This is a genomic window from Chitinophaga barathri (genome assembly GCF_003807585.1).
In the GTDB taxonomy this organism is placed as follows: Bacteria; Bacteroidota; Bacteroidia; order Chitinophagales; family Chitinophagaceae; genus Chitinophaga; species Chitinophaga barathri.
Map to the genome: position 1 here is coordinate 12,420 of NZ_RMBX01000013.1, position 18,936 is coordinate 31,355.

An 18,936-nucleotide genomic window follows, 5' to 3' on the forward strand; every position below is an offset into this window, starting at 1 on the left:
ATCCGGTGCTGAACAAAAGAACATCATAAATTGCCGCTGAAAAGCATTGCAGACCAGCGGTAACCCTTACATAAAGCGAGACAATGGGACGTAAATTATTGTTAGACAAGGCGCATATAGAAGGCATCCGGTATTATGACGTATACCGGAAGAACGGCGGTTATGCCGCTGCTGAAAAGGCCCTGAAGAGCATGAGCGCGGATCAGGTGATAGAAGAAGTAAAGAAAAGCGGCCTTCGCGGCCGTGGTGGAGCGGGCTTCCCTACGGGCCTCAAATGGAGCTTCCTGGCCAAACCGGAAGGAGTACCCCGTTACCTCGTATGTAATGCGGACGAATCTGAGCCGGGCACCTTCAAGGACCGCTACCTGATGGAATTCCTCCCCCACCTGCTCATCGAAGGCCTGCTGATCTCCAGCTTCGCCCTCGGCGCAAACCGTACCTACATCTACATCCGCGGCGAATACGCCTGGATCCCCGATATCCTCGAAGAAGCCATTGCAGACGCGCATAAAAACGGCTGGCTGGGCAAAAACATCCAGGGCACCGGTTTTGACCTGGACATTTACGTTCAGCGCGGCGCGGGCGCTTATATCTGCGGTGAAGAAACGGCGCTGATCGAATCGCTGGAAGGCAAACGCGGCAACCCGCGCATCAAACCGCCTTTCCCCGCTGTAAAAGGCCTCTGGCAATGCCCGACCGTAGTGAACAACGTGGAAACGCTGGCTGCGGTTGTGCCCATCATCAACATTGGCGGTGATGAATATTCCAAATACGGCACCGGCAAATCCACCGGCACCAAACTCATTTCCGCCTGCGGCAACCTGAACAAACCCGGCGTATATGAGATAGACATGAACATTTCGGTAGAAGAATTTATATACTCGGATGAATACTGCGGCGGCATTCCGAACGGCAAACGCCTGAAGGCATGTATCCCCGGCGGCTCTTCCGTACCCATCCTGCCGGCTAACCTGCTGCTTACAACCGCAAAAGGCGAACCGCGCATGATGACCTACGAAAGCCTGAACGACGGCGGCTTTGCCACCGGTTCCATGATGGGCTCCGGCGGATTCATCGTGCTGGACGAAGACCAGTGCGTGGTACGCCACACCATGAGCCTCGCCCGCTTCTACCACCACGAAAGCTGCGGCCAGTGCAGCCCCTGCCGCGAAGGCACCGGCTGGATGAAAAAAGTGCTGCTGAACATCGAGAACGGTAAAGGCAAAATGAGCGATATAGACCTGCTGTGGGACATCCAGCGGAAAATAGAGGGCAATACCATCTGCCCCCTCGGAGACGCGGCCGCATGGCCCGTAGCCGCCGCCATCCGTCACTTCAGGGATGAATTTGAATGGCATGTGGCTAATCCTGACGAAGCGCTGAAACGCAACTTCGGGCTGGCGCATTACGCAGACCCGCTGCCGGTGGTAGCAGCTGTCTGATAAGGAAACATTATTACTTTTTCTTTTTTACTTTTTTATAATGGCGGAAGAAAAGAAATTATTCAAGGTCAAGATTGATAACATACCTGTAGAGGTGGAGCCGGGCACAACCATCCTGAATGCCGCCCGCATGATCGGAGGCGATGTGGTGCCGCCCGCGATGTGTTATTATTCCAAACTGCAGGGCAGCGGCGGTAAATGCCGTACCTGCCTGGTGAAAGTGTCCAAAGGCTCGGAAGCTGATCCCCGCCCCATGCCCAAACTGGTGGCCAGCTGCCGTACTACGGTGATGGACGGTATGGAAGTGGCGAACATCACTTCACCCGAAGTGCTGGATGCGCGTAAAGGCGTAGTGGAATTCCTGTTGCTGAACCACCCGCTGGATTGCCCCGTGTGCGACCAGGCCGGTGAATGCGATCTCCAGGACCTCAGCTACGAGCACGGTGTTTCCGGCACCCGCTTCGAATTCAAACGCAGAACTTTCGAAAAAGAAGATATCGGTGAGCACATCAAGCTGCACATGACGCGCTGCATTCTTTGCTACCGCTGCGTGTTCACGGCAGACCAGCTTACGAACAACCGCCAGCACGGCATCCTTGGCCGCGGCGATCATTCCGAGATCAGCACATACATCAAAGCATCGCTGGACCAGACCAACTTCATCGGCAACGTGATAGACGTTTGCCCTGTAGGCGCGCTGACCGACCGTACCGCTCGTTTTAAGAACCGCGTATGGTTTCTGAAGCCGGTAGACGCCCTCCGCGAATGCCACGACCCGAACTGCTGCGGCAAAACGGTGCTCTGGATGCGTGGTGACGAGATCTTCCGGGTGACCGCACGTAAAGACAAGTACGGCGAAGTGGAAGCGTTTATCTGCGATACCTGCCGTTTTGAGAAAAAAGAACCGCAGGACTGGGTGATTGAAGGCCCCCGTAAAGTGGCGCGTTACAGCGTGATCTCACAGGGCCATTACGTAGGCGTGCACAAACCGCATGAAACCGTGGCGAAAGTAATGGACGGCCGCCAGCCTAAACTGCTGATGAACATCCATACGGTGAGCGAAGTGAACCAGCCCACGGTGGACCTCAGCAAGATTGAAGGGCCCGCACACTCCAACGATTTTCCAAAACATAATGGCGTTCAATAAAGCGAGATATGGATCTGATGACATCATTTGACTGGTCTTTTGTAATTGAAAAACTGCTGCTGATTTCAGCAGTGCTGGGCCTGTCCCTGCTGATCGCGATGTACTCCACCTGGGGCGAGCGTAAAGTAGCGGCCTGGATCCAGGACCGCCGCGGGCCGAACCGCGCGGGCATCTTCGGTTTGCTCCAGCCCCTGGCGGATGGCGGCAAACTGTTCTTCAAAGAAGAGATCATTCCTTCCACCGCGAACCAGTTCCTGTTCGTACTCGGCCCTTCCATGGCCATGCTCACAGCCTGCCTTACCAGCGCGGTGATCCCCTGGGGAGATGTGCTGTACTTCGGTGACCGCGCCGTTACCCTCCAGATCGCTGATGTGAACATCGGTGTGCTGTGGATCATGGCGGTAGTAGGTATGGGTGTGTACGGCATTATGATCGGCGGCTGGGCTTCGAACAACAAATTTTCCCTGCTGGCGGCCTGCCGCGGCGCTTCGCAGGTGATCTCCTATGAACTGCCCATGGGCCTCGCGCTCATCGCGCTGTTCATGATCAGCGGTTCCCTCAGCCTGAAAGATATCGTGGAGCAGCAGCGTAGCGGCGTTTGGTTCGTTGTGTTGCAGCCCATCGGTTTCCTCATATTCCTGATCTGCGCATTCGCAGAATGTAACCGTACCCCGTTTGACCTTCCCGAAGCGGAGAACGAGCTGAACGGCGGTTACCACCTGGAGTATTCTTCCATGAAACTCGGGTTTTACCTTTTTGCCGAATACATCAACATGTTTATCAGCTCCGCGCTGATGGCCACGCTGTACTTCGGCGGCTACAGTTTCCCGTATATGGACAGCCTGGGCCTCAGCCCGAACCTGGTGACCATCCTCGGCATCTGTGCATTATTCCTGAAAACATTCGCTTTCATCTTCTTCTTCATGTGGGTGAGGTGGACGCTTCCGCGCTTCCGCTACGACCAGCTGATGAAGCTTGGATGGAAAGTATTGATACCGCTGGCATTGCTGAATATGCTCATCACCGGCGCGGTGATACTGTACCGTCAGAACGGGTTTAATTAATAACGCTGAAACTCATTATATGCAAACATTAACAAACAGGGCAATACCGGTAGACAGAAGGCCCATGACATTCTGGGAGAAGATGTATTTGCCGGCCATTGCCAAAGGCATGGGCATTACCCTTTCGCATATATTCAAGAAGAAGGCAACGGTGAACTATCCTGAAGAGACCCGTCCCTTCAGCCCGGTATTCCGCGGCCTGCATATCCTGAACCGGGATGAGGAAGGGCGTGAGCGCTGCACCGCCTGCGGGCTGTGCGCGGTAGCCTGCCCCGCCGAAGCCATCACCATGGAAGCGGCCGAGCGCCTGCCGGGCGAGGAGCACCTGTACCGTGAAGAGAAATATGCCGCGCGTTATGAGATCAACATGCTGCGCTGCATCTTCTGCGGATTCTGTGAGGAAGCCTGCCCCAAAGAGGCCATCTATATGACGGAAACCTTTGCGCCGTCCAACTACGCGCGGAAAAGTTTCATTTACGGGAAAGATGACCTGCTGATCCCTGATCCTAAACATCCAATCACTGTAAACAAGTAAAACGGCAATGGGTATAGATCTGATTATTTTTACGGTGCTTTCAGCGGTTGCCATTGCAAGCGCCCTGGGCGTGATCCTGAGCAAAAATCCCGTGAACAGCGTGCTTTGTATGATCACCTGTTTTGTGGCCATTGCCGGGCATTACATCATGCTGAACGCACAATTCCTGTTTGTAGTGCACCTTATCGTATACACCGGCGCCATCATGGTACTGTTCCTGTTTGTGCTGATGATGATGAACCTCAATGCAGACATCGAGCCGCAAAAACGCAACTGGCTGAAATACGCCGGGGCCATCAGCGGCGGCGCATTGCTGCTGGTACTGGTAGCCGCCCTCCGCGACGCCAGTGTGCCTGCCATCCAGAGCGGCAACGCTACGGACATCGGGCTGATAAAAAACCTTGGTAAAACATTATTCACCAGTTACGTGGTGCCCTTCGAGCTGAGCAGCGTGCTGTTCCTGAGCGCAATGGTAGGGGCTGTGGTAATAGGTAAAAAATAAAAAACGAATTCATGCCGGTTCAATATTACATCTTTCTCAGTATCGCCCTGTTCTGCATCGGGATCATGGGCGTATTGATGCGCAGGAATGCGATCATCATTTTTATGTGCATAGAGCTGATGCTGAATGCCGTGAACCTTTTGCTGGTAGCCTTCTCGAAAATGTGGGTGGATGCCGGCCGCATTGATGCAGCCGCCGCGCAGCTCTTTGTATTTTTTGTAATGGTGGTGGCCGCAGCTGAAGTGTCCGTAGGACTGGCCATTATTGTGATGATGTACCGCAATACACATTCGGTGGACATCAATATTCTCAGCAGACTGAAAAACTAGGAATTTAAAAATAGTATAGATCGATGATACATCTTGTTTGGCTGGTACCGTTCTTACCGTTGTTAGGTTTCCTGATCAATGGATTGGGCCGGAATTTTTTACCTAAATCGCTTACCGGCGTGATAGGTAGCGGCACTGTGCTGGCGGCTTTTGTGATCAGCCTGCTCATTTTCCCCGAAGTGAGGCAGCCGGGTTTTGCCCCGCAGGTGATTTCGCTGTTCGATTTCATCAGCGTAGGCAGCCTGCATATTCCCTTCGCTTTCCAGGTGGACCAGCTGAGCGCTTTGTTCCTGCTGATCATCACCGGCGTAGGCTCGCTGATCCACATTTACTCCACCTCTTACATGCATGAGGAAAGCAGCGAAAGTTTCGCGCGGTACTTCGCGTACCTGAACCTCTTCGTGTTCTCCATGCTGATACTGGTGCTGGGCGCCAACTACGTGATGATGTTCATAGGCTGGGAAGGTGTGGGGCTCTGCTCTTACCTCCTCATCGGCTTCTGGTTCAAAAACATCAATTACAACAAAGCAGCCAACAAGGCATTTATCATGAACCGTATCGGTGACCTGGGTTTCCTGCTCGGCATCTTCCTGCTCATCCAGCAGTTCGGTTCAGTGACCTTTACTGAAGTATTTGCCAAAGTGCCCGCCATGGGCGAAGGCAGCGGCATCCTCTTCGCGATCGCCATGCTGCTGTTCATCGGCGCCATGGGTAAATCCGCACAGATACCCCTGTACACCTGGCTGCCCGATGCGATGGCCGGCCCTACTCCCGTATCCGCCCTGATCCACGCCGCTACGATGGTGACCGCCGGTATCTATATGGTGGCCCGCAGCAACGTGATTTATTCGCTGGCCCCGCACATCCAGGCGATCGTAGCGATCGTAGGCCTGGTGACGGCGCTGCTGGCGGCTTCTATCGCGCTGAAACAAAACGATATCAAAAAAGTGCTGGCATACTCTACCGTAAGCCAGTTGGGTTATATGTTCCTTGCGCTGGGCGTTGGCGCTTATACCGCCGCCGTATTCCACGTAATGACGCATGCATTTTTCAAAGCCCTGCTGTTCCTCGGCTCCGGCTCCGTGATCCATGCCATGGGCGGCGAGCAGGACATCCGGAAGATGGGCGGACTGAAAAAATGGATGCCTGTCACCAATATTACTTTCCTGATCGGCTGCCTTGCGATTGCAGGCATTCCGGGCCTGAGCGGTTTTTTCTCCAAAGACGAGATCCTCGCGCACACCTGGGGGTATAACAAGATCATGTACGCCCTCGCGCTCATCGGTGCGCTGATGACGGCGTTTTACATGTTCCGCCTTTATTACATCACCTTCTCCGGCAAATTCCGCGGCACGCACGAACAGGAACATCACCTGCACGAAAGCCCCGTGGCTATCACCCTGCCGCTGATCATACTCGCAATATTGTCCGTTATCGGCGGTTATGTAGGCATGCCCGAAGTGTTCGGCACACCGCATCTGCTGGCTGAATACCTCGCCCCGATATTCGCGCCTTCCGCTCCCTATCTGCACGCGCATCACCTCAGCCATGAGCTGGAGTGGGGCCTGATGGGCCTGAGCACCGGCCTCGTGATCGTGATGATATTTATCGCCCGCGGCAAATTCAGCAAATACGAAGACACCGGCGCTGAAAACACCGGTTTCGCGAAAGTGCTCGAAAATAAATGGTATGTGGATGAACTGTACGATGCCATCATCGTGAAACCCCTGATGGTGCTCAGCCGCTTCTTCCAGGATGTGGTGGAGAGAGCGGGGATAGACGGCCTCGTGAACGGCGTAGGCACCGGCGTAAAATGGAGCAGCCGCCAGATCAGGCTGCTGCAGAACGGACAGGTGGGCTTTTACATCTTCGCCATGGTAATCGGTATGATCGTATTGTTTGTGATCAGTTTGTTTTTATAAATCAGTAGCGGATTAAGAAAAAGATATGTTGACAGTATTACTCATATTGATTCCTTTGATAACAGGTCTGATCACGTTCGGACTGAAAGGGCCGGGTGCAAAGGTATTCAGCCTGTTATCGTCATTAGCCACGCTGGCGGTTGCGGCGGTAGCCTGGACGCAGTTTCAGTCCTCGCCCGATTCCCTGCAATTCACCGCGGACTGGATCCCTCAGCTGAACAGCCAGTTCAAAGTGGGCCTTGACGGGCTGAGCCTGATGCTGGTCCTGCTCACCACCATTTCCTTCCCGCTGATCTTTATTACGGTTTTCAGCCGCAGCTACGACCGGGCAGGCAGCTTTTACGGGCTGATGCTGCTTTCGCAGGCCGGCCTGCTGGGCGTATTCCTCGCCTACGACGCGCTGCTGTTCTACTTCTTCTGGGAACTGGCGCTCATCCCCGTATATTTCCTCTGCTCCATGTGGGGCGGCGAAAGAGCGGTACCCGTTACTTTTAAGTTCTTTGTATACACCTTCGCAGGTTCCCTGCTGATGCTGGTAGGTATCATTTATATCTACTTCCAGACGGAGGGCTCTTTCAGCTGGCAGTCTTTCACCAGCCTGTCCCTGAGCAACGGTGAACAATCCTGGTTGTTCTGGCTGTTCTTTGTGGCTTTCGCGATCAAGATGCCGGTGTTTCCCTTCCATACCTGGCAGCCGGACACTTATGAACAATCACCCACTCCCGTAACCATGGTACTGAGCGGCGTTATGGTGAAGATGGGCCTCTTTGGCGTAATGCGCTGGCTGGTGCCGGTTTTGCCGCAGGGCGTGTATATGTGGCAGGAAGCCGCTATCGTGCTGAGCGTGATCGGTATCATTTACGCAAGTTGCATCGCCATCATGCAATCCGATCTCAAAAAACTGATCGCGTACTCTTCTATCGCCCACATCGGGCTGATGAGCGCGGCCATATTCGCCAATAACGAACAAAGCCTGGCAGGCGTGCAGGTGCAGATGTTCAACCACGGTATCAACATCATCGGTTTGTGGATCATCGTGGAAGTGATAGAGCAGCGCCTGAAAGTGAAGAACATGGGAGAGCTGGGAGGCATTGCTACTTACGCACCCAGGCTGGCTATCCTGCTGGTGATCGTGAGCCTGGCAAACATTGCGCTGCCGCTTACGAACGGCTTTATCGGTGAATTCCTGATGTTCAGCGGCCTCTTCCAGTACAATCCCTGGTTTGCCGCCATCGCGGGCATCGCCGTTATCCTGGCTGCCGTGTATATGCTGCGCATGCTGCAAAAGGTATTGTTCGGCGAAGCAAACGCGCTTACCGCCACTACCACAGATCTGAAGTCCGGCGAAATGCTGGCCATGGCCTGTATCGTAGCGGTTATCTTTGTACTGGGCGTTTATCCCAAACCCTTGCTGGACCTTGCTGCCGGCATTGGCTTGCAAGATGCCGTAGCTGCTGTTATCACACGCTGATTATTAAATTGAGATTCTGTAACGCTAAGATATGAATGCATTAATTACAACTGCTGTATTCGGGATTGTTCTGATGTTCGTGGGACTGTTTGTAAAGAATAAGCAGCAAATAAAATATTTCGCCATCGCAGGCACCATCCTTGCATTTATTGCAAACTGGTACGACGGTACACTGGCCGGCGGCAGCACAGTGCTGCTTCACGGCATGGTGGAGGTAAGCCGCTTCTCCGTACTGTTCAACGGGGTGGCGATCGCTTCCACGTTCCTGTATTTCCTGCTGTGCGGCAGCGCTTTCGAAAGAGTAGGAGAGGACGTTGCGGATTATTTTGCCCTCGTGTTTTTTATCCTCAGCGGCATCATGCTCAGCGGATCGTTCAGCAATATGCTGATGCTGTTCCTCGCGATCGAGATCATTTCCATCCCCCAGTACATCCTGGCGGGCGCGGATAAAAAGAACCTGAAAAGCAACGAGGCTTCCCTGAAGTATTTCCTGACAGGCTCTTTTACCACCGGCATCCTGCTGATGGGTATCGCGCTGCTCTATGGCGCTACCGGTACTTTCAATATCCGTGAAATGGGCCTTGGCGCCGGTGACCTCAGCCCGCTGGCACTCTGCGGCATTATCCTGCTCGCGTTTGCACTGGCATTCAAGGTATCCGCCGCTCCCTTCCACTTCTGGACACCGGACGTATACGACGGCTCACCCACCGTGTTCACCGCCTTTATGGCCACCGTGGTGAAAGCGGCGAGCTTTATTGCTTTCATGCGTTTGTTCTACGTAAGTTTCACCGGCGGCAGCCTCACCCATCACTGGCAGCTGATCATCGCACTGATCACCGCCGCTACGTTGCTGATCGGCAACTTCACAGCGGTGTTCCAGCAGAGCGTAAAAAGGATGCTGGCGTATTCCAGTATCGCGCAGGCGGGTTTTATGCTGTTCGCCATCGTGTCGGACAACGAGATGGCTACCCAGGGTATGATCCTGTATGCTGCCGCATATAGCGTGGCTACCATCGGCGTGTTTGCCGTGCTGCTGAAAATGAAAGACTATACATTCGACGGATATAATGGCCTGGCCCGCAAAGAACCTTTGCTGGCGCTGGTGACCACGATCTTTTTGCTGAGCCTGGCGGGCATTCCGCTCACAGCCGGTTTCTTCGCGAAATATTTCGTGCTGAGCGCGGCCGTACAGGCAGGCGGGCTGCTGTGGCTGGTGATACTCGGCGTGCTTTGCGCCGCTATCAGCGCCTACTACTACTTCCGCGTGATCATGGCCATGTACTTCAAAACAGGCGATGCCGAGACGCTGCCCATTACCGGCGGTTTCAAAGCGGCTTTGCTGCTGGCTGCCGCCATCGTGATCACCCTCGGGGTGTTCCCCGGCCTGCTGCTGCAATTCCTGTAAGCGCATTCCGTTCAACTGATTGAGCAGCACAACTTAGCGGTTGTGCTGCTTTTTTTATGCCCTTGCCATTCATCCGGAAAGGTGCTTTTGATAAGGGAAATCCGTTAACTTTATGCTAACCGTTGTTATGCGATTAAGAGATACATTTTCCCTCGCCATGCGCTCTATCAGTGCAAACCGCCTCCGGGCCGGCCTGACCATTTTCATTATTGCCTTTGGCATTATGGCGCTGGTGGGCATCCTGACGGCGATAGATTCTATCAAAAGCTCCATCTTCAACAGCTTTGCCAGTATGGGGGCAAACGGATTCTCTATCAGGAACCGGGAGCAGCGGATACGCATCGGTGGGCCGGGCAACGCTACCCGCGGCACCACCAAAAAAGGAAAGGTGCGCACGTCCAACCAGAATAAAGTGATCACTTTCCAGGAGGCGATGGCCTTTAAGGAAAAATTTGCCTTCCCCGCCACCGTGAGCGTGTCTTTCAGGGCCGGGGGGAATATGACCGTGTATAAGGATGAAAAAAAGACGAACCCCACGGTGCAGGTGGTCGGCGGGGATGAGAATTACCTGGGCCTGAGCAATTATGAGCTCACTGCCGGCCGTAACTTCAATAAAGCGGATATAGAATCCGGGCGCAATGTGGCGGTACTGGGCAGCGAAGTGGCCAAAAAACTGTACGGAGATCACCCTGAGAGAGCGATCAACGACAATATCCGTATCGGGAACGTGCGGTATAAGGTAATAGGGCTGCTGAAGGAGAAAGGGAGCAGCAATATGATGAGCGCGGACAATGTGGTGGTCACTACGGTCACGAGCACCCGGAGGGTATTCAACCGTCCCTGGGCCTCTTACCAGGTGAATGTGAACGTGAATGACGTGAAGCAGGTGGATGCGGCGATGGGCGAAGCCACCGGTGTGTTCAGGATTATCCGGAAAATGGATATCAACGAAGAAAACAACTTTTATATGAGCCGCAGCGACAGCATCGCGGAGCTGCTTTTCCGCCAGCTGGGCACGGTAACCGCCGGCGCGGCGCTGATCGGGTTTATCACGCTGTTCGGCTCCGCCATCGGCCTGATGAACATCATGCTGGTATCCGTAGCCGAACGCACCCGCGAAATCGGTGTCAACAAGGCGCTGGGCGCTACACGGCCTTCCATCCGGCAGCAGTTTGTGTGGGAAGCGATCATTATCAGTGTAATGGGTGGCGCGCTGGGCGTTATTCTCGGTATGCTGGTGGGCAATGTGATGTCTTTGCTGATTGGCTCCAGCTTCGTGGTGCCCTGGTTGTGGATCTGCCTGGGTATCGGGCTGTGCGCGATGGTAGGGCTGATCTCGGGCATCTATCCCGCCATCAAGGCGTCCAAGCTGGACCCGATCGTGGCTTTGCGATACGAATAACAGATAGAACGCTTTTACTACGTCGTTACAACGTCGTTAGAACGCTTTTACTATGCTGTTACAAGGCGGTTAAAGGGAAATATAAGGCCGGTTAGAGGGAAGTTAGAGGCCGTTATGACAGGGATGTAAGGCCATCTAAAGGCGGTGGAAGACAGGGATAGGTCGGGTGGGAAGGCGATAACCGATTAGTAAGATTAAACGCATTATAGCCCGGGCACCTGCTTTGCAGGACCGGTAAAAGAAAGAGGGGGATCATCAACCAGTGTTGAGATCCCCCTCTTTTTTATGTCGTTACCTGTTGATTTACAACGTCAATTCCCCCGTTTCCATATCAAGGGCCGTTGCTTCCGGCTCCTGGCGGGTGATATAGGGGATATTGGTCACCATATACGGTTTCATGGCGGAACCGGCAATGGCGCCGCCTATCAGGCCGCCGCCCACACTGCTCCAGAACATGGCCTGGTTGCGCCGCCTGGCGGATTGCATGTAGTTGGACACCACGAAGCCATGCCCGCTTTTTTCAATGGGGATAATGGCATCGCCGGAAGTACGGTAAAGCTCGCCTTTTACACAGAAGCCCCAGGAGTCTTTAATGTGCTGAGGGGAAGCGTCCGTGGTATACAATTTGGGTTTCTTTCCCGCATTTTCCATCTTAAAAGCTGTAATGGAAGGCCTGTTCGCCTTAAACTCCTCAAAGGAAGCATATACCCCGTCCACATACGCTGTATCCAGAAGGATAGGGATATCCAGGGCGGCGAGCTGCGCGGCTTTGATGTTGTCCTTTGACTGCAGGGTTGGCTGCGCATCCAGCAGGGGCAGGCCTTTTTCCAGCGAAGTGAGCAGCACCAGGTGCAGCGCGCGGGCGATATTTTCATCGTGGCGCCCGGTAACATCCATGGCGCCGCGAATGATCACAGTGTCAAAAGCCTGTACCTGGGCATACTGCTGCCCGTCCCGGGAAATGTAAGCATCCGCTTTAACGCGGCAATACCCTTTTTCATTGACCTGGAAGGTCCTTTCGTTGATACGTACGTCTTTTACCGCCCAAAGCAGGTGTACGCCCGAAGGAGACAGTTTGCCGCCGTACTGCCGGTCAACATATTGCTGTAAATATTGATTGTAGGGCAAATCGGGAACGGCTTCTATACGTTTGTTGGTCATGCCTACCTGTACGAAGCCGAGGCGGGCGGTATCCCACTGGACGGAGAGCACCTCTATGGCGGCTACTTTATCCAGTTGTGTTTCAGACAGGCTATATGTTTTCAGGCGGATGGTCTTGTGGTCGGTGACTTTATCCGCATACACGGCATCCTGTGCATTGGCCACCTGCACCAGGGAAAATGCGCTGAAGAGCAACGGGAGATGTTTCATGGTATAGGAATTAATACCCCTAAAATAGGCGTTTTCGATGTTCCGCACATGCCTTTTTGTTGTATTTTGGTAACAGGGAAATTTGAATAAGCCATGTATACCTCAGAACTGGATGAATTGATCCTGGTCCTCGAATCAGAAAAGGCCAATCTGGAAGTATTGATACAGGAGGCGCTTAAGGAATCTGATTATCTTTTCGCTGCTACCTGCAAAAAAGGGCTCTGTCGCGTTAATAAGACATTGGAAAACCTGCAATATTTTAAAGATCCCTATATGGAAGAAAAACGCGGGCTTGAAAAGATGATTGGCTGGTTTGAAGAGCGTGGTGCTTTGAGGGGATATAACAACCCCAACCCGGACCTTTCCGCTTTAAAGACCAGGCTGGAGGAACTTTTGAACAAATCCACCTGGATCACTCCTAATGAGAATGAATTAACGGAAGCGTTATACGATCTTATTGAAGGAAAAAATGCCGGGTTCAGGTTACACCTGTTAAAAAAACAGGGCTTCTTTATCGAATTCAGGCTCCTTGCCCCCGGGGAGATATTCATTTCTTTTCCCGGCAAATCAGCTCACCCAAATCAACATAATTTGCCATTCGACTGGAAAGCCATGCCCAGGCTTGGATTTCAACCTAACGATGATGAGGGGTTTGAGCGTATATACCCGTATACCGGGCAGGGCGCCGTATCCGGGATTAAAGTGCTGCTGGCGCAGCTGCTGTACGAACATTCGAATTATATAAAGTATGACAGCCCGTCAAAGATCGAGTTTTTGTAGCCCTTTACTACTTGTCTGCTACTTCTGTACTACTTAGGAACTACTTCGCCACAGCTTCACGACTACTCTATGACTACTATTACACTACTATCAGACTACACTACTACTACACTACCACTACTATTAGACTACTCTTAGAGCGAATTCCTTATACTAAATTAACGTATGCCGGGCCATTCCGGTTGATATCCGTTAATGGCCCGGCAGGTGTTTAGAAGAACAATTGCGACAGTGCGTTCGTCGGATCGTTTGTTTTGGGTTTCAGGCCCAGGAATTTCGTGTATTGGGTGGCCGTCAGGATGGTTTTCAGTTTCCCGAAAAGGCCGCCCTGGAGGCCGGCGAATTTGGAGGCATACCCGGCTTTGTCCGTTTGGGCCATGCCCAGGATACCGGATTTGTCTTTCAGGAAACCCGTTACGGAGCTGAGCACGTTGGGTTTTTGTTTTTCTGTGAGGCCCAGTGCCGGCGTCAATTTGCCGAGGATCGAATTGGCCGCGCTGCCTACGTCCAGTTTGGGTGTTTGCAGTTGTGCGCCGCCGGCCGCGCTTTTGGCTTTGTCAAGAGGGTTTTGAGCGTACGTCAAAGAAATGGTGGCTGTTATGATAAACAGCAGGGCGAGGAGCTTTTTCATGATCTGATGTGTTTTTGGGACACAATAATTACAATGCAGGGTGGAGAAAGGTTGTGGGAGAGGGATTAAAAATGCGGGTTTGGAAAAAGGAAACAGGTGGGATATGTTTCCGGCGGAAAGGGCCGGTCAGGCGTGGAGGATGATATTAAAAAACTACGGGTTGCTGCAATAAAAAAGCGCCGTCCCGGGGGAACAGCGCTTTTTGTAATATCGGGTGAGAATTACTCTGCTACCACTTCAAATTCCAGCTCGGTATCATTGCCTTTGCCGAAATCGATGCGGGCTTTGTAAGTGCCCAGTTCTTTAACGTCACCGATGATGTGGATACGGCGGCGGTCGATCTCATAACCTTTCTGTTCCTTGATAGCACGGGCGATCTGAACGCCGGTAACACTACCGAAGATTTTGCCGGAAGTACCGGTTTTAGCACCGATCTTCACAGGAGCAGCTTTCAGCACTTCCACCACTTTCGCGATTTCGGCCAGCATTTTTTCTTCCTTCACTTTCGCTACTTTCAGACGTTCGTCCAGTTGCTTCAGGTTGGAATTGCTTGCTTCTACGGCAAACTTCTGAGGGATCAGGAAGTTCCTGGCGTAACCATTCTTTACGGTCACCAGTTCATTCTTCCCGCCCAGATTATCTACGTCTTGTATTAAGATTACTTGCATTGTTTCTTACTTTAAAAGGTCAGTAACATAAGGCAATAAAGCCATTTGACGAGCTTTTTTGATAGCCTCAGCCACCTTACGCTGGAATTTCAGCGAGTTGCCGGTGATACGGCGAGGCAGCATTTTACCCTGATCGTTCAGGAATTTTTTCAGAAACTCAGCATCTTTGTAATCTACATACTTGATACCTAATTTCTTGAAGCGGCAGTATTTTTTCTGGCGCTTCTCTTGCTTAACCGCGGTTAAGTACTTGATCTCTTGTTTAACTGCCATAACTTAAGCTTCTACTGGTTTAGGTTCAGCCTCATAGTTACCTTTTTTCCTGGTGTTGTAAGCAACAGCGTGCTTGTCCAGTTTGGTAAACATGTAGCGCAATACATTTTCATCGCGGTTGAGCTGGATCTTCAGCTTCTCATTGAAGTCGGATGGCGCAGTGTACTCCAGAACCAGGTACATGCCCGTGGTTTTCTTCTGGATCGGATACGCCAGTGATTTCAGGCCCCAGGGATTCTCGTGCGAAACTTCGCCGCCATTGTCTTTGACAAGGTCAACGAATTTCTTCTGAGCGGCTTTGTAGTCCTCTTCAGAGAGCACAGGGGTAAAAATCACCATCAATTCGTAGTTTGACATAAATTTCCCTTGTTAGTGAATTAATTAAAAAAAATAAAATTGGAGTGCAAAGATAGGGGGATTTTCTGATTCTTCCGCTTTACAGGCGCTAATTTCCGCATTTTTTCCGCCCCCTGACCGTATTAACAAACATAAAAAATCCGGAGCCCCGTAAAGAAGCCCCGGATTTTATTATAAAGAATTGTCTATCAGCGGCTAATAAATATTTTCTTCACCTCTGTTTTGTTCCCGCACTGCACCCTCAGCAGGTAGATCCCCGAAGCCATGTTCCCCACGTCCACCGACTTGAAGTTCATGCCCTTATAGAAGTTCATCTGCGTCTGGTACCTTACAGCTCCTTGCATATCAAAGAGTTGTATGGTGGCCGGGCCGCTTTCGCGGGCATCCATGTAAATATACAGCTGCCGGCCCAGGATAAACCACAGCAGGCGGAACCAGGATTCCCGGCTCAGCACCAGCACGCTTTGTACAGGGCTGTATTGCTCCGTGCTGTCCAGGCCAAACTGGTGGAGGCGGTAATGCCAGTACCCCGGCAGCACCGTGCCGTCAAAGCTCTGGTAAGCCGCGCCCTGGCCATTCAGCGCCGTGGCGGGCACCGTATCTATCGGCTGCCAGTTGCGCGCATTCAGCGACCTTTCCACCACAAAACGGCTGTTGTTGATCTCCCGGGTAGTATTCCAGGTGAGCGCCACGCCGCCATTGTCTTCCCTGGCTGTGAACTGGGTGATCACCACGGGGTGGGCCAGCACCCGCAGATCGTACCGGCTCAGGATCGGGAAGTGGTCCGAGGTGAAATTGGAATAAGACGGTATCAGCGATTCCACGTTCCGCGCCACCCTGGCCGAATTCGGCACATAGGCGTACAACATCTCGTTCGTACCCATGGCATGGTCTATCATATCCGGGAAAGAAGCGGTAGACCGCTGGCGGGCCAGGCTCAGCGCGTAAGTGAAGGGAATATAATCCAGGCTGTCCAGCTTGAAGTCGATATATGAAGTGGTCGTGTCCGGCGCCATCTGCGCGGTAATGGTCCTGTCGAAATCGTCATTAAAATCGCCGAGTACCAGTACGTTTTTGTAAGCAAAATGAGCATCCAGTGTGTCTTTCAACTCTTTGGCCCCATTCCTCCGGCGGTGCCAGCTTTCGATGAAATCGGCGGGATTGTCGCCGGTATTGGCTTTGGCGTGGATCACAATGAAATGGATCCGGGCGGAATCGCCGTTCAGGTTCACCATCGCTTCCATCAGGTAAGGGAAGCGGCCGGAGGACCAGTTGAAATAAGCGTCCGCGCTGGCGCCTTTGCGCAGCACGCCATAGGTGCGGATATTTTTCACAAGGTCTTCGCGGTATACAAAGGCCAGCTTCTGCGCACTGTCATACAGCGGGGCGGTAAGGCTGTCCACCCGGCTGCCGAAATCCGATACCGTAAAACGGTAGCCCGGCATGGAATCCACGATGTTTTTCAGGCGGATAGTGTCCACCACTTCGCTGAGCGCATAGATGTCCGCATCCAGGCTTTTTAATACTTTCAGCGCATTGGTCTGTTGCAATGCCTCATTCGTAGGCCCGAAATTCAGGTGGCCAAACCATTCCATGTTCCAGTTCACCACTTTCAGCGTGCGCAGGCTGGTGCCAGACAATGAGATCTTATTGCGTTGCAGGCCGGCGGAGCTGAAGCTGATGGAACCGCTGTAGTTCTGGTTCGCGGCACCGGGGGCAAACCGCACCCATACAGAATCCAGCGCGGCCATTGCTTCTGCGGCCGGGATGGTGATGCCGGACTGGTAGGTGGTATTGTCGAGGGATATCTCAAAATTAGCCGGGGCGGTGATCACCAGCGGGGCGGTAAGGTCGCTGGCCCAATAAGTGAAGGGCTGTGGCGCAGAGCGCTGGCCCGCCGGGGCGTAATCGAAGTCCAGCTGGGAGGGCAGGGTGTACACGTCAGGGGCCGGCGCGGCGCTGGTGTCGGACACGCGGATATCGTCCAGCGTCCAGCGGCTGGCCTGTGCCGTGGGGGAAGAAGTATATACCCAGGCAATGTACACGTCCGTGCCTTTGAAATTGCTGAGGTTGATGCCGGAAGATGTTTTCCATACATCGGTGCCCACCTCGGGGAAACGCCCGCTGATGCTGGTCCAGGTGGCGAGGCGGGGATCGCCGCCGCCGGCGTAATTGGTGGATACACGCAGCTCAAGGGACGGGCCCTGGAAGGCGGTTCTGCTCGCGAATGCCAGCAACGGCACATTAAACCCGCTGAGGTCGAACACCGGGCTGATGAACCAGTCTTCATTTTCACGCGCGCCGCCGGAGAAACCGTTGATCTGCACACCGTTGCCGCTCTGGCCAAACGTAGTACAAGCCCATGTCTGCGCACCCGTCACGCTGTATTGCGTGAAACCGTTCGGCAAAGTGCCGCCGCAGGTGGTGAAGGGGAAATCCAGCACCTGGCTGCCCGTGCTGAAGCGCCAGCTGATGCTGTCCAGGATGCCGCCAAAGCCATTCCCGTTGGAATCCTGTATGGCGTTGCTGTCCAGTGTTATAAAATATTCCCTGTTCCCGCGGAGCGCGGCGGGAATGGTGAGCGTATTGGAGGAAATAGTTATAGCAGGATCGTTGATGTCCAGCACCAGGCGGGTGCCCTGGCTGAGATTATGTACGGTCACGGTCCCCGTGTTTTTCCGGATATTTTCGTCGAAAGTGATCACTGCATTGGTGCCGGGTATTACGCCGGTGGCGCCGTTTGCCGGCTGGAGGCTGCCGAGCGCGGGCGGTACATTGTCCCCGCTCAGGCCCCATACCGCTACGCTGTCTATCGCGAAAGACGGTCTTGACCCGGCACCGCCGATCTGGCGGTTCACCCACCTGAGCTGTACCACCGGCTGGTTCTCGCATTCCGCGGGCAGCAACGCTTCGATGGATACCAGTTGCTGTGGCGTAGTGACGCCGGAGGCGGTCTGCGTAACGGTATTGTTCTGGTACGCGGTGGCCGGCAGCGTGATGAAGTTCCCGCTCAGGCCCGCACGGTACTGCAATACCGCTTCATTGACGCGGGTATTGGAATTGCCGTCGTAAGGGTTGCGCAGGGTCATCATCTGGTAGCGCACACGCACGTTTGTGTTCGCCGTGGTGCTGATGCTCAGCACCACGGAATTGTCCGCGCTGCCGCTGTTCAGGTAACCGATCTTGCCATTGTAGTTCAGCACGCCGTTCGTGGTGGAAGAGGCGGTATTGTTGGCGGCCAGTGCCTTGTCGGCTGCCGCGGGCAATACATTGAACGCGCCGCTGGGGGAGCCGCTCAACGCCCATCCCTGCCAGCCTTCCGGGTATACGGTGGAAGTGTGCGGCAGGGCGGTAAAATCCTGCAAATACGGGATGCTTTGCGGGGCAGGGTTCGTGCCTTGCGCAAATACCAGTAAGGGGCATAATAAAATAGCCAGGAGTAGAGGTTTTTTCATAAAGGGTCTTTCGTTTTTGGGTGGATTAAACGGGGTTGTGTGTTTTGTATCCCTAAATTACGCCGGTTATTTTATCCGGAAATGAAATGATATGATGATTTTGTTAATTTAAGATGTGAAAAAGATGTGATCCCCGGTCAACTTGTCAGCCACGGGGCCATGGCATAACCTTTGACTACAAT

At 53.2% G+C, this 18,936-nt stretch carries 17 protein-coding genes; 11 read left to right on the top strand and 6 right to left on the bottom strand.

What is annotated here, in order from left to right:
* The first annotated feature begins 83 nt into the window (after positions 1–83).
* The 10 genes from nuoF to EG028_RS21750 all read left to right on the top strand — a co-directional run bounded on the left by nuoF (position 84) and on the right by EG028_RS21750 (position 11,219).
* Positions 84–1,442 (top strand): NADH-quinone oxidoreductase subunit NuoF, encoded by a 1,359-nt coding sequence (gene nuoF / locus EG028_RS21705; RefSeq protein WP_120518627.1) that lies wholly within the window; start codon positions 84–86, stop codon positions 1,440–1,442.
* A 40-nt stretch (positions 1,443–1,482) separates the two neighbouring features.
* Positions 1,483–2,589, top strand: coding sequence for a 2Fe-2S iron-sulfur cluster-binding protein (locus EG028_RS21710; protein ID WP_120518626.1), 1,107 nt, complete (start codon positions 1,483–1,485; stop codon positions 2,587–2,589).
* Between the two features lie 8 nt (positions 2,590–2,597).
* Complete coding sequence (gene nuoH, locus EG028_RS21715) at positions 2,598–3,653, top strand: NADH-quinone oxidoreductase subunit NuoH (protein WP_120518625.1); 1,056 nt, start codon at positions 2,598–2,600, stop codon at positions 3,651–3,653.
* A 19-nt stretch (positions 3,654–3,672) separates the two neighbouring features.
* Complete coding sequence (nuoI, locus tag EG028_RS21720) at positions 3,673–4,188, top strand: NADH-quinone oxidoreductase subunit NuoI (RefSeq protein WP_120518624.1); 516 nt, start codon at positions 3,673–3,675, stop codon at positions 4,186–4,188.
* 7 nt (positions 4,189–4,195) lie between these two features.
* On the top strand, positions 4,196–4,690 hold the full coding sequence (locus tag EG028_RS21725; RefSeq protein WP_120518623.1) for an NADH-quinone oxidoreductase subunit J family protein: 495 nt from the start codon (positions 4,196–4,198) through the stop codon (positions 4,688–4,690).
* Positions 4,691–4,701: 11 nt separating this feature from the next.
* Positions 4,702–5,019 carry an NADH-quinone oxidoreductase subunit NuoK gene (gene nuoK / locus EG028_RS21730; protein ID WP_120518622.1) on the top strand — a complete coding sequence of 106 codons (318 nt, stop codon included), beginning with the start codon at positions 4,702–4,704 and terminating at the stop codon, positions 5,017–5,019.
* 23 nt (positions 5,020–5,042) lie between these two features.
* Positions 5,043–6,941, top strand: a complete 1,899-nt coding sequence (gene nuoL, locus EG028_RS21735) for an NADH-quinone oxidoreductase subunit L (RefSeq protein ID WP_120518621.1) — start codon at positions 5,043–5,045, stop codon at positions 6,939–6,941.
* Positions 6,942–6,966: 25 nt separating this feature from the next.
* Positions 6,967–8,412 carry a complex I subunit 4 family protein gene (locus tag EG028_RS21740; RefSeq protein ID WP_120518620.1) on the top strand — a complete coding sequence of 482 codons (1,446 nt, stop codon included), beginning with the start codon at positions 6,967–6,969 and terminating at the stop codon, positions 8,410–8,412.
* 31 nt (positions 8,413–8,443) lie between these two features.
* Positions 8,444–9,817, top strand: coding sequence for an NADH-quinone oxidoreductase subunit N (locus EG028_RS21745; protein ID WP_120518619.1), 1,374 nt, complete (start codon positions 8,444–8,446; stop codon positions 9,815–9,817).
* A gap of 127 nt (positions 9,818–9,944) precedes the next feature.
* Positions 9,945–11,219, top strand: a complete 1,275-nt coding sequence (locus tag EG028_RS21750) for an ABC transporter permease (RefSeq protein ID WP_120518618.1) — start codon at positions 9,945–9,947, stop codon at positions 11,217–11,219.
* Positions 11,220–11,522: 303 nt separating this feature from the next.
* Here EG028_RS21750 and EG028_RS21755 read toward each other — a convergent pair whose 3' ends face one another.
* Positions 11,523–12,590, bottom strand: a complete 1,068-nt coding sequence (locus EG028_RS21755) for a hypothetical protein (RefSeq protein ID WP_123864757.1) — start codon at positions 12,588–12,590, stop codon at positions 11,523–11,525.
* A 93-nt stretch (positions 12,591–12,683) separates the two neighbouring features.
* On the opposite strand from EG028_RS21755, the gene EG028_RS21760 reads away from it, so the two are divergent.
* Positions 12,684–13,370: a hypothetical protein gene (locus tag EG028_RS21760; protein ID WP_120518616.1), complete on the top strand. Its 687-nt coding sequence runs from the start codon at positions 12,684–12,686 to the stop codon at positions 13,368–13,370.
* Positions 13,371–13,581: 211 nt separating this feature from the next.
* On the opposite strand, the gene EG028_RS21765 is transcribed toward EG028_RS21760, so the two are convergent.
* The 5 genes from EG028_RS21765 to EG028_RS21785 all read right to left on the bottom strand — a co-directional run bounded on the left by EG028_RS21765 (position 13,582) and on the right by EG028_RS21785 (position 18,754).
* Positions 13,582–14,001 carry a hypothetical protein gene (locus EG028_RS21765; RefSeq protein ID WP_120518615.1) on the bottom strand — a complete coding sequence of 140 codons (420 nt, stop codon included), beginning with the start codon at positions 13,999–14,001 and terminating at the stop codon, positions 13,582–13,584.
* Positions 14,002–14,222: 221 nt separating this feature from the next.
* Entirely contained in the window at positions 14,223–14,669 is a 447-nt protein-coding gene (gene rplI, locus EG028_RS21770) for a 50S ribosomal protein L9 (protein WP_120518614.1), read from the bottom strand.
* A gap of 6 nt (positions 14,670–14,675) precedes the next feature.
* The gene (gene rpsR, locus EG028_RS21775) at positions 14,676–14,942 is read right to left on the bottom strand and encodes a 30S ribosomal protein S18 (protein WP_119078554.1); all 267 of its coding nucleotides are present in this window, start codon (positions 14,940–14,942) and stop codon (positions 14,676–14,678) included.
* 3 nt (positions 14,943–14,945) lie between these two features.
* Positions 14,946–15,299 carry a 30S ribosomal protein S6 gene (gene rpsF, locus EG028_RS21780; protein ID WP_120518613.1) on the bottom strand — a complete coding sequence of 118 codons (354 nt, stop codon included), beginning with the start codon at positions 15,297–15,299 and terminating at the stop codon, positions 14,946–14,948.
* Between the two features lie 188 nt (positions 15,300–15,487).
* Positions 15,488–18,754, bottom strand: a complete 3,267-nt coding sequence (locus EG028_RS21785; protein WP_120518612.1) for a T9SS-dependent choice-of-anchor J family protein — start codon at positions 18,752–18,754, stop codon at positions 15,488–15,490.
* Between the last annotated feature and the right edge of the window lie 182 nt (positions 18,755–18,936).

What these genes read in the sequence shown, in the direction of transcription:
- nuoH (WP_120518625.1), top strand. Translation starts at nt 2,598, where the DNA reads ATGGATCTGATGACATCATTTGACTGGTCTTTTGTAATTGAAAAACTG.
- nuoK (WP_120518622.1), top strand. Translation starts at nt 4,702, where the DNA reads ATGCCGGTTCAATATTACATCTTTCTCAGTATCGCCCTGTTCTGCATC.
- EG028_RS21765 (WP_120518615.1), bottom strand. Translation starts at nt 14,001, where the DNA reads ATGAAAAAGCTCCTCGCCCTGCTGTTTATCATAACAGCCACCATTTCT.
- EG028_RS21725 (WP_120518623.1), top strand. Translation starts at nt 4,196, where the DNA reads ATGGGTATAGATCTGATTATTTTTACGGTGCTTTCAGCGGTTGCCATT.
- rplI (WP_120518614.1), bottom strand. Translation starts at nt 14,669, where the DNA reads ATGCAAGTAATCTTAATACAAGACGTAGATAATCTGGGCGGGAAGAAT.
- EG028_RS21740 (WP_120518620.1), top strand. Translation starts at nt 6,967, where the DNA reads ATGTTGACAGTATTACTCATATTGATTCCTTTGATAACAGGTCTGATC.
- EG028_RS21785 (WP_120518612.1), bottom strand. Translation starts at nt 18,754, where the DNA reads ATGAAAAAACCTCTACTCCTGGCTATTTTATTATGCCCCTTACTGGTA.
- EG028_RS21710 (WP_120518626.1), top strand. Translation starts at nt 1,483, where the DNA reads ATGGCGGAAGAAAAGAAATTATTCAAGGTCAAGATTGATAACATACCT.
- rpsR (WP_119078554.1), bottom strand. Translation starts at nt 14,942, where the DNA reads ATGGCAGTTAAACAAGAGATCAAGTACTTAACCGCGGTTAAGCAAGAG.
- nuoI (WP_120518624.1), top strand. Translation starts at nt 3,673, where the DNA reads ATGCAAACATTAACAAACAGGGCAATACCGGTAGACAGAAGGCCCATG.
- EG028_RS21760 (WP_120518616.1), top strand. Translation starts at nt 12,684, where the DNA reads ATGTATACCTCAGAACTGGATGAATTGATCCTGGTCCTCGAATCAGAA.
- nuoL (WP_120518621.1), top strand. Translation starts at nt 5,043, where the DNA reads ATGATACATCTTGTTTGGCTGGTACCGTTCTTACCGTTGTTAGGTTTC.
- EG028_RS21745 (WP_120518619.1), top strand. Translation starts at nt 8,444, where the DNA reads ATGAATGCATTAATTACAACTGCTGTATTCGGGATTGTTCTGATGTTC.
- nuoF (WP_120518627.1), top strand. Translation starts at nt 84, where the DNA reads ATGGGACGTAAATTATTGTTAGACAAGGCGCATATAGAAGGCATCCGG.
- rpsF (WP_120518613.1), bottom strand. Translation starts at nt 15,299, where the DNA reads ATGTCAAACTACGAATTGATGGTGATTTTTACCCCTGTGCTCTCTGAA.
- EG028_RS21755 (WP_123864757.1), bottom strand. Translation starts at nt 12,590, where the DNA reads ATGAAACATCTCCCGTTGCTCTTCAGCGCATTTTCCCTGGTGCAGGTG.
- EG028_RS21750 (WP_120518618.1), top strand. Translation starts at nt 9,945, where the DNA reads ATGCGATTAAGAGATACATTTTCCCTCGCCATGCGCTCTATCAGTGCA.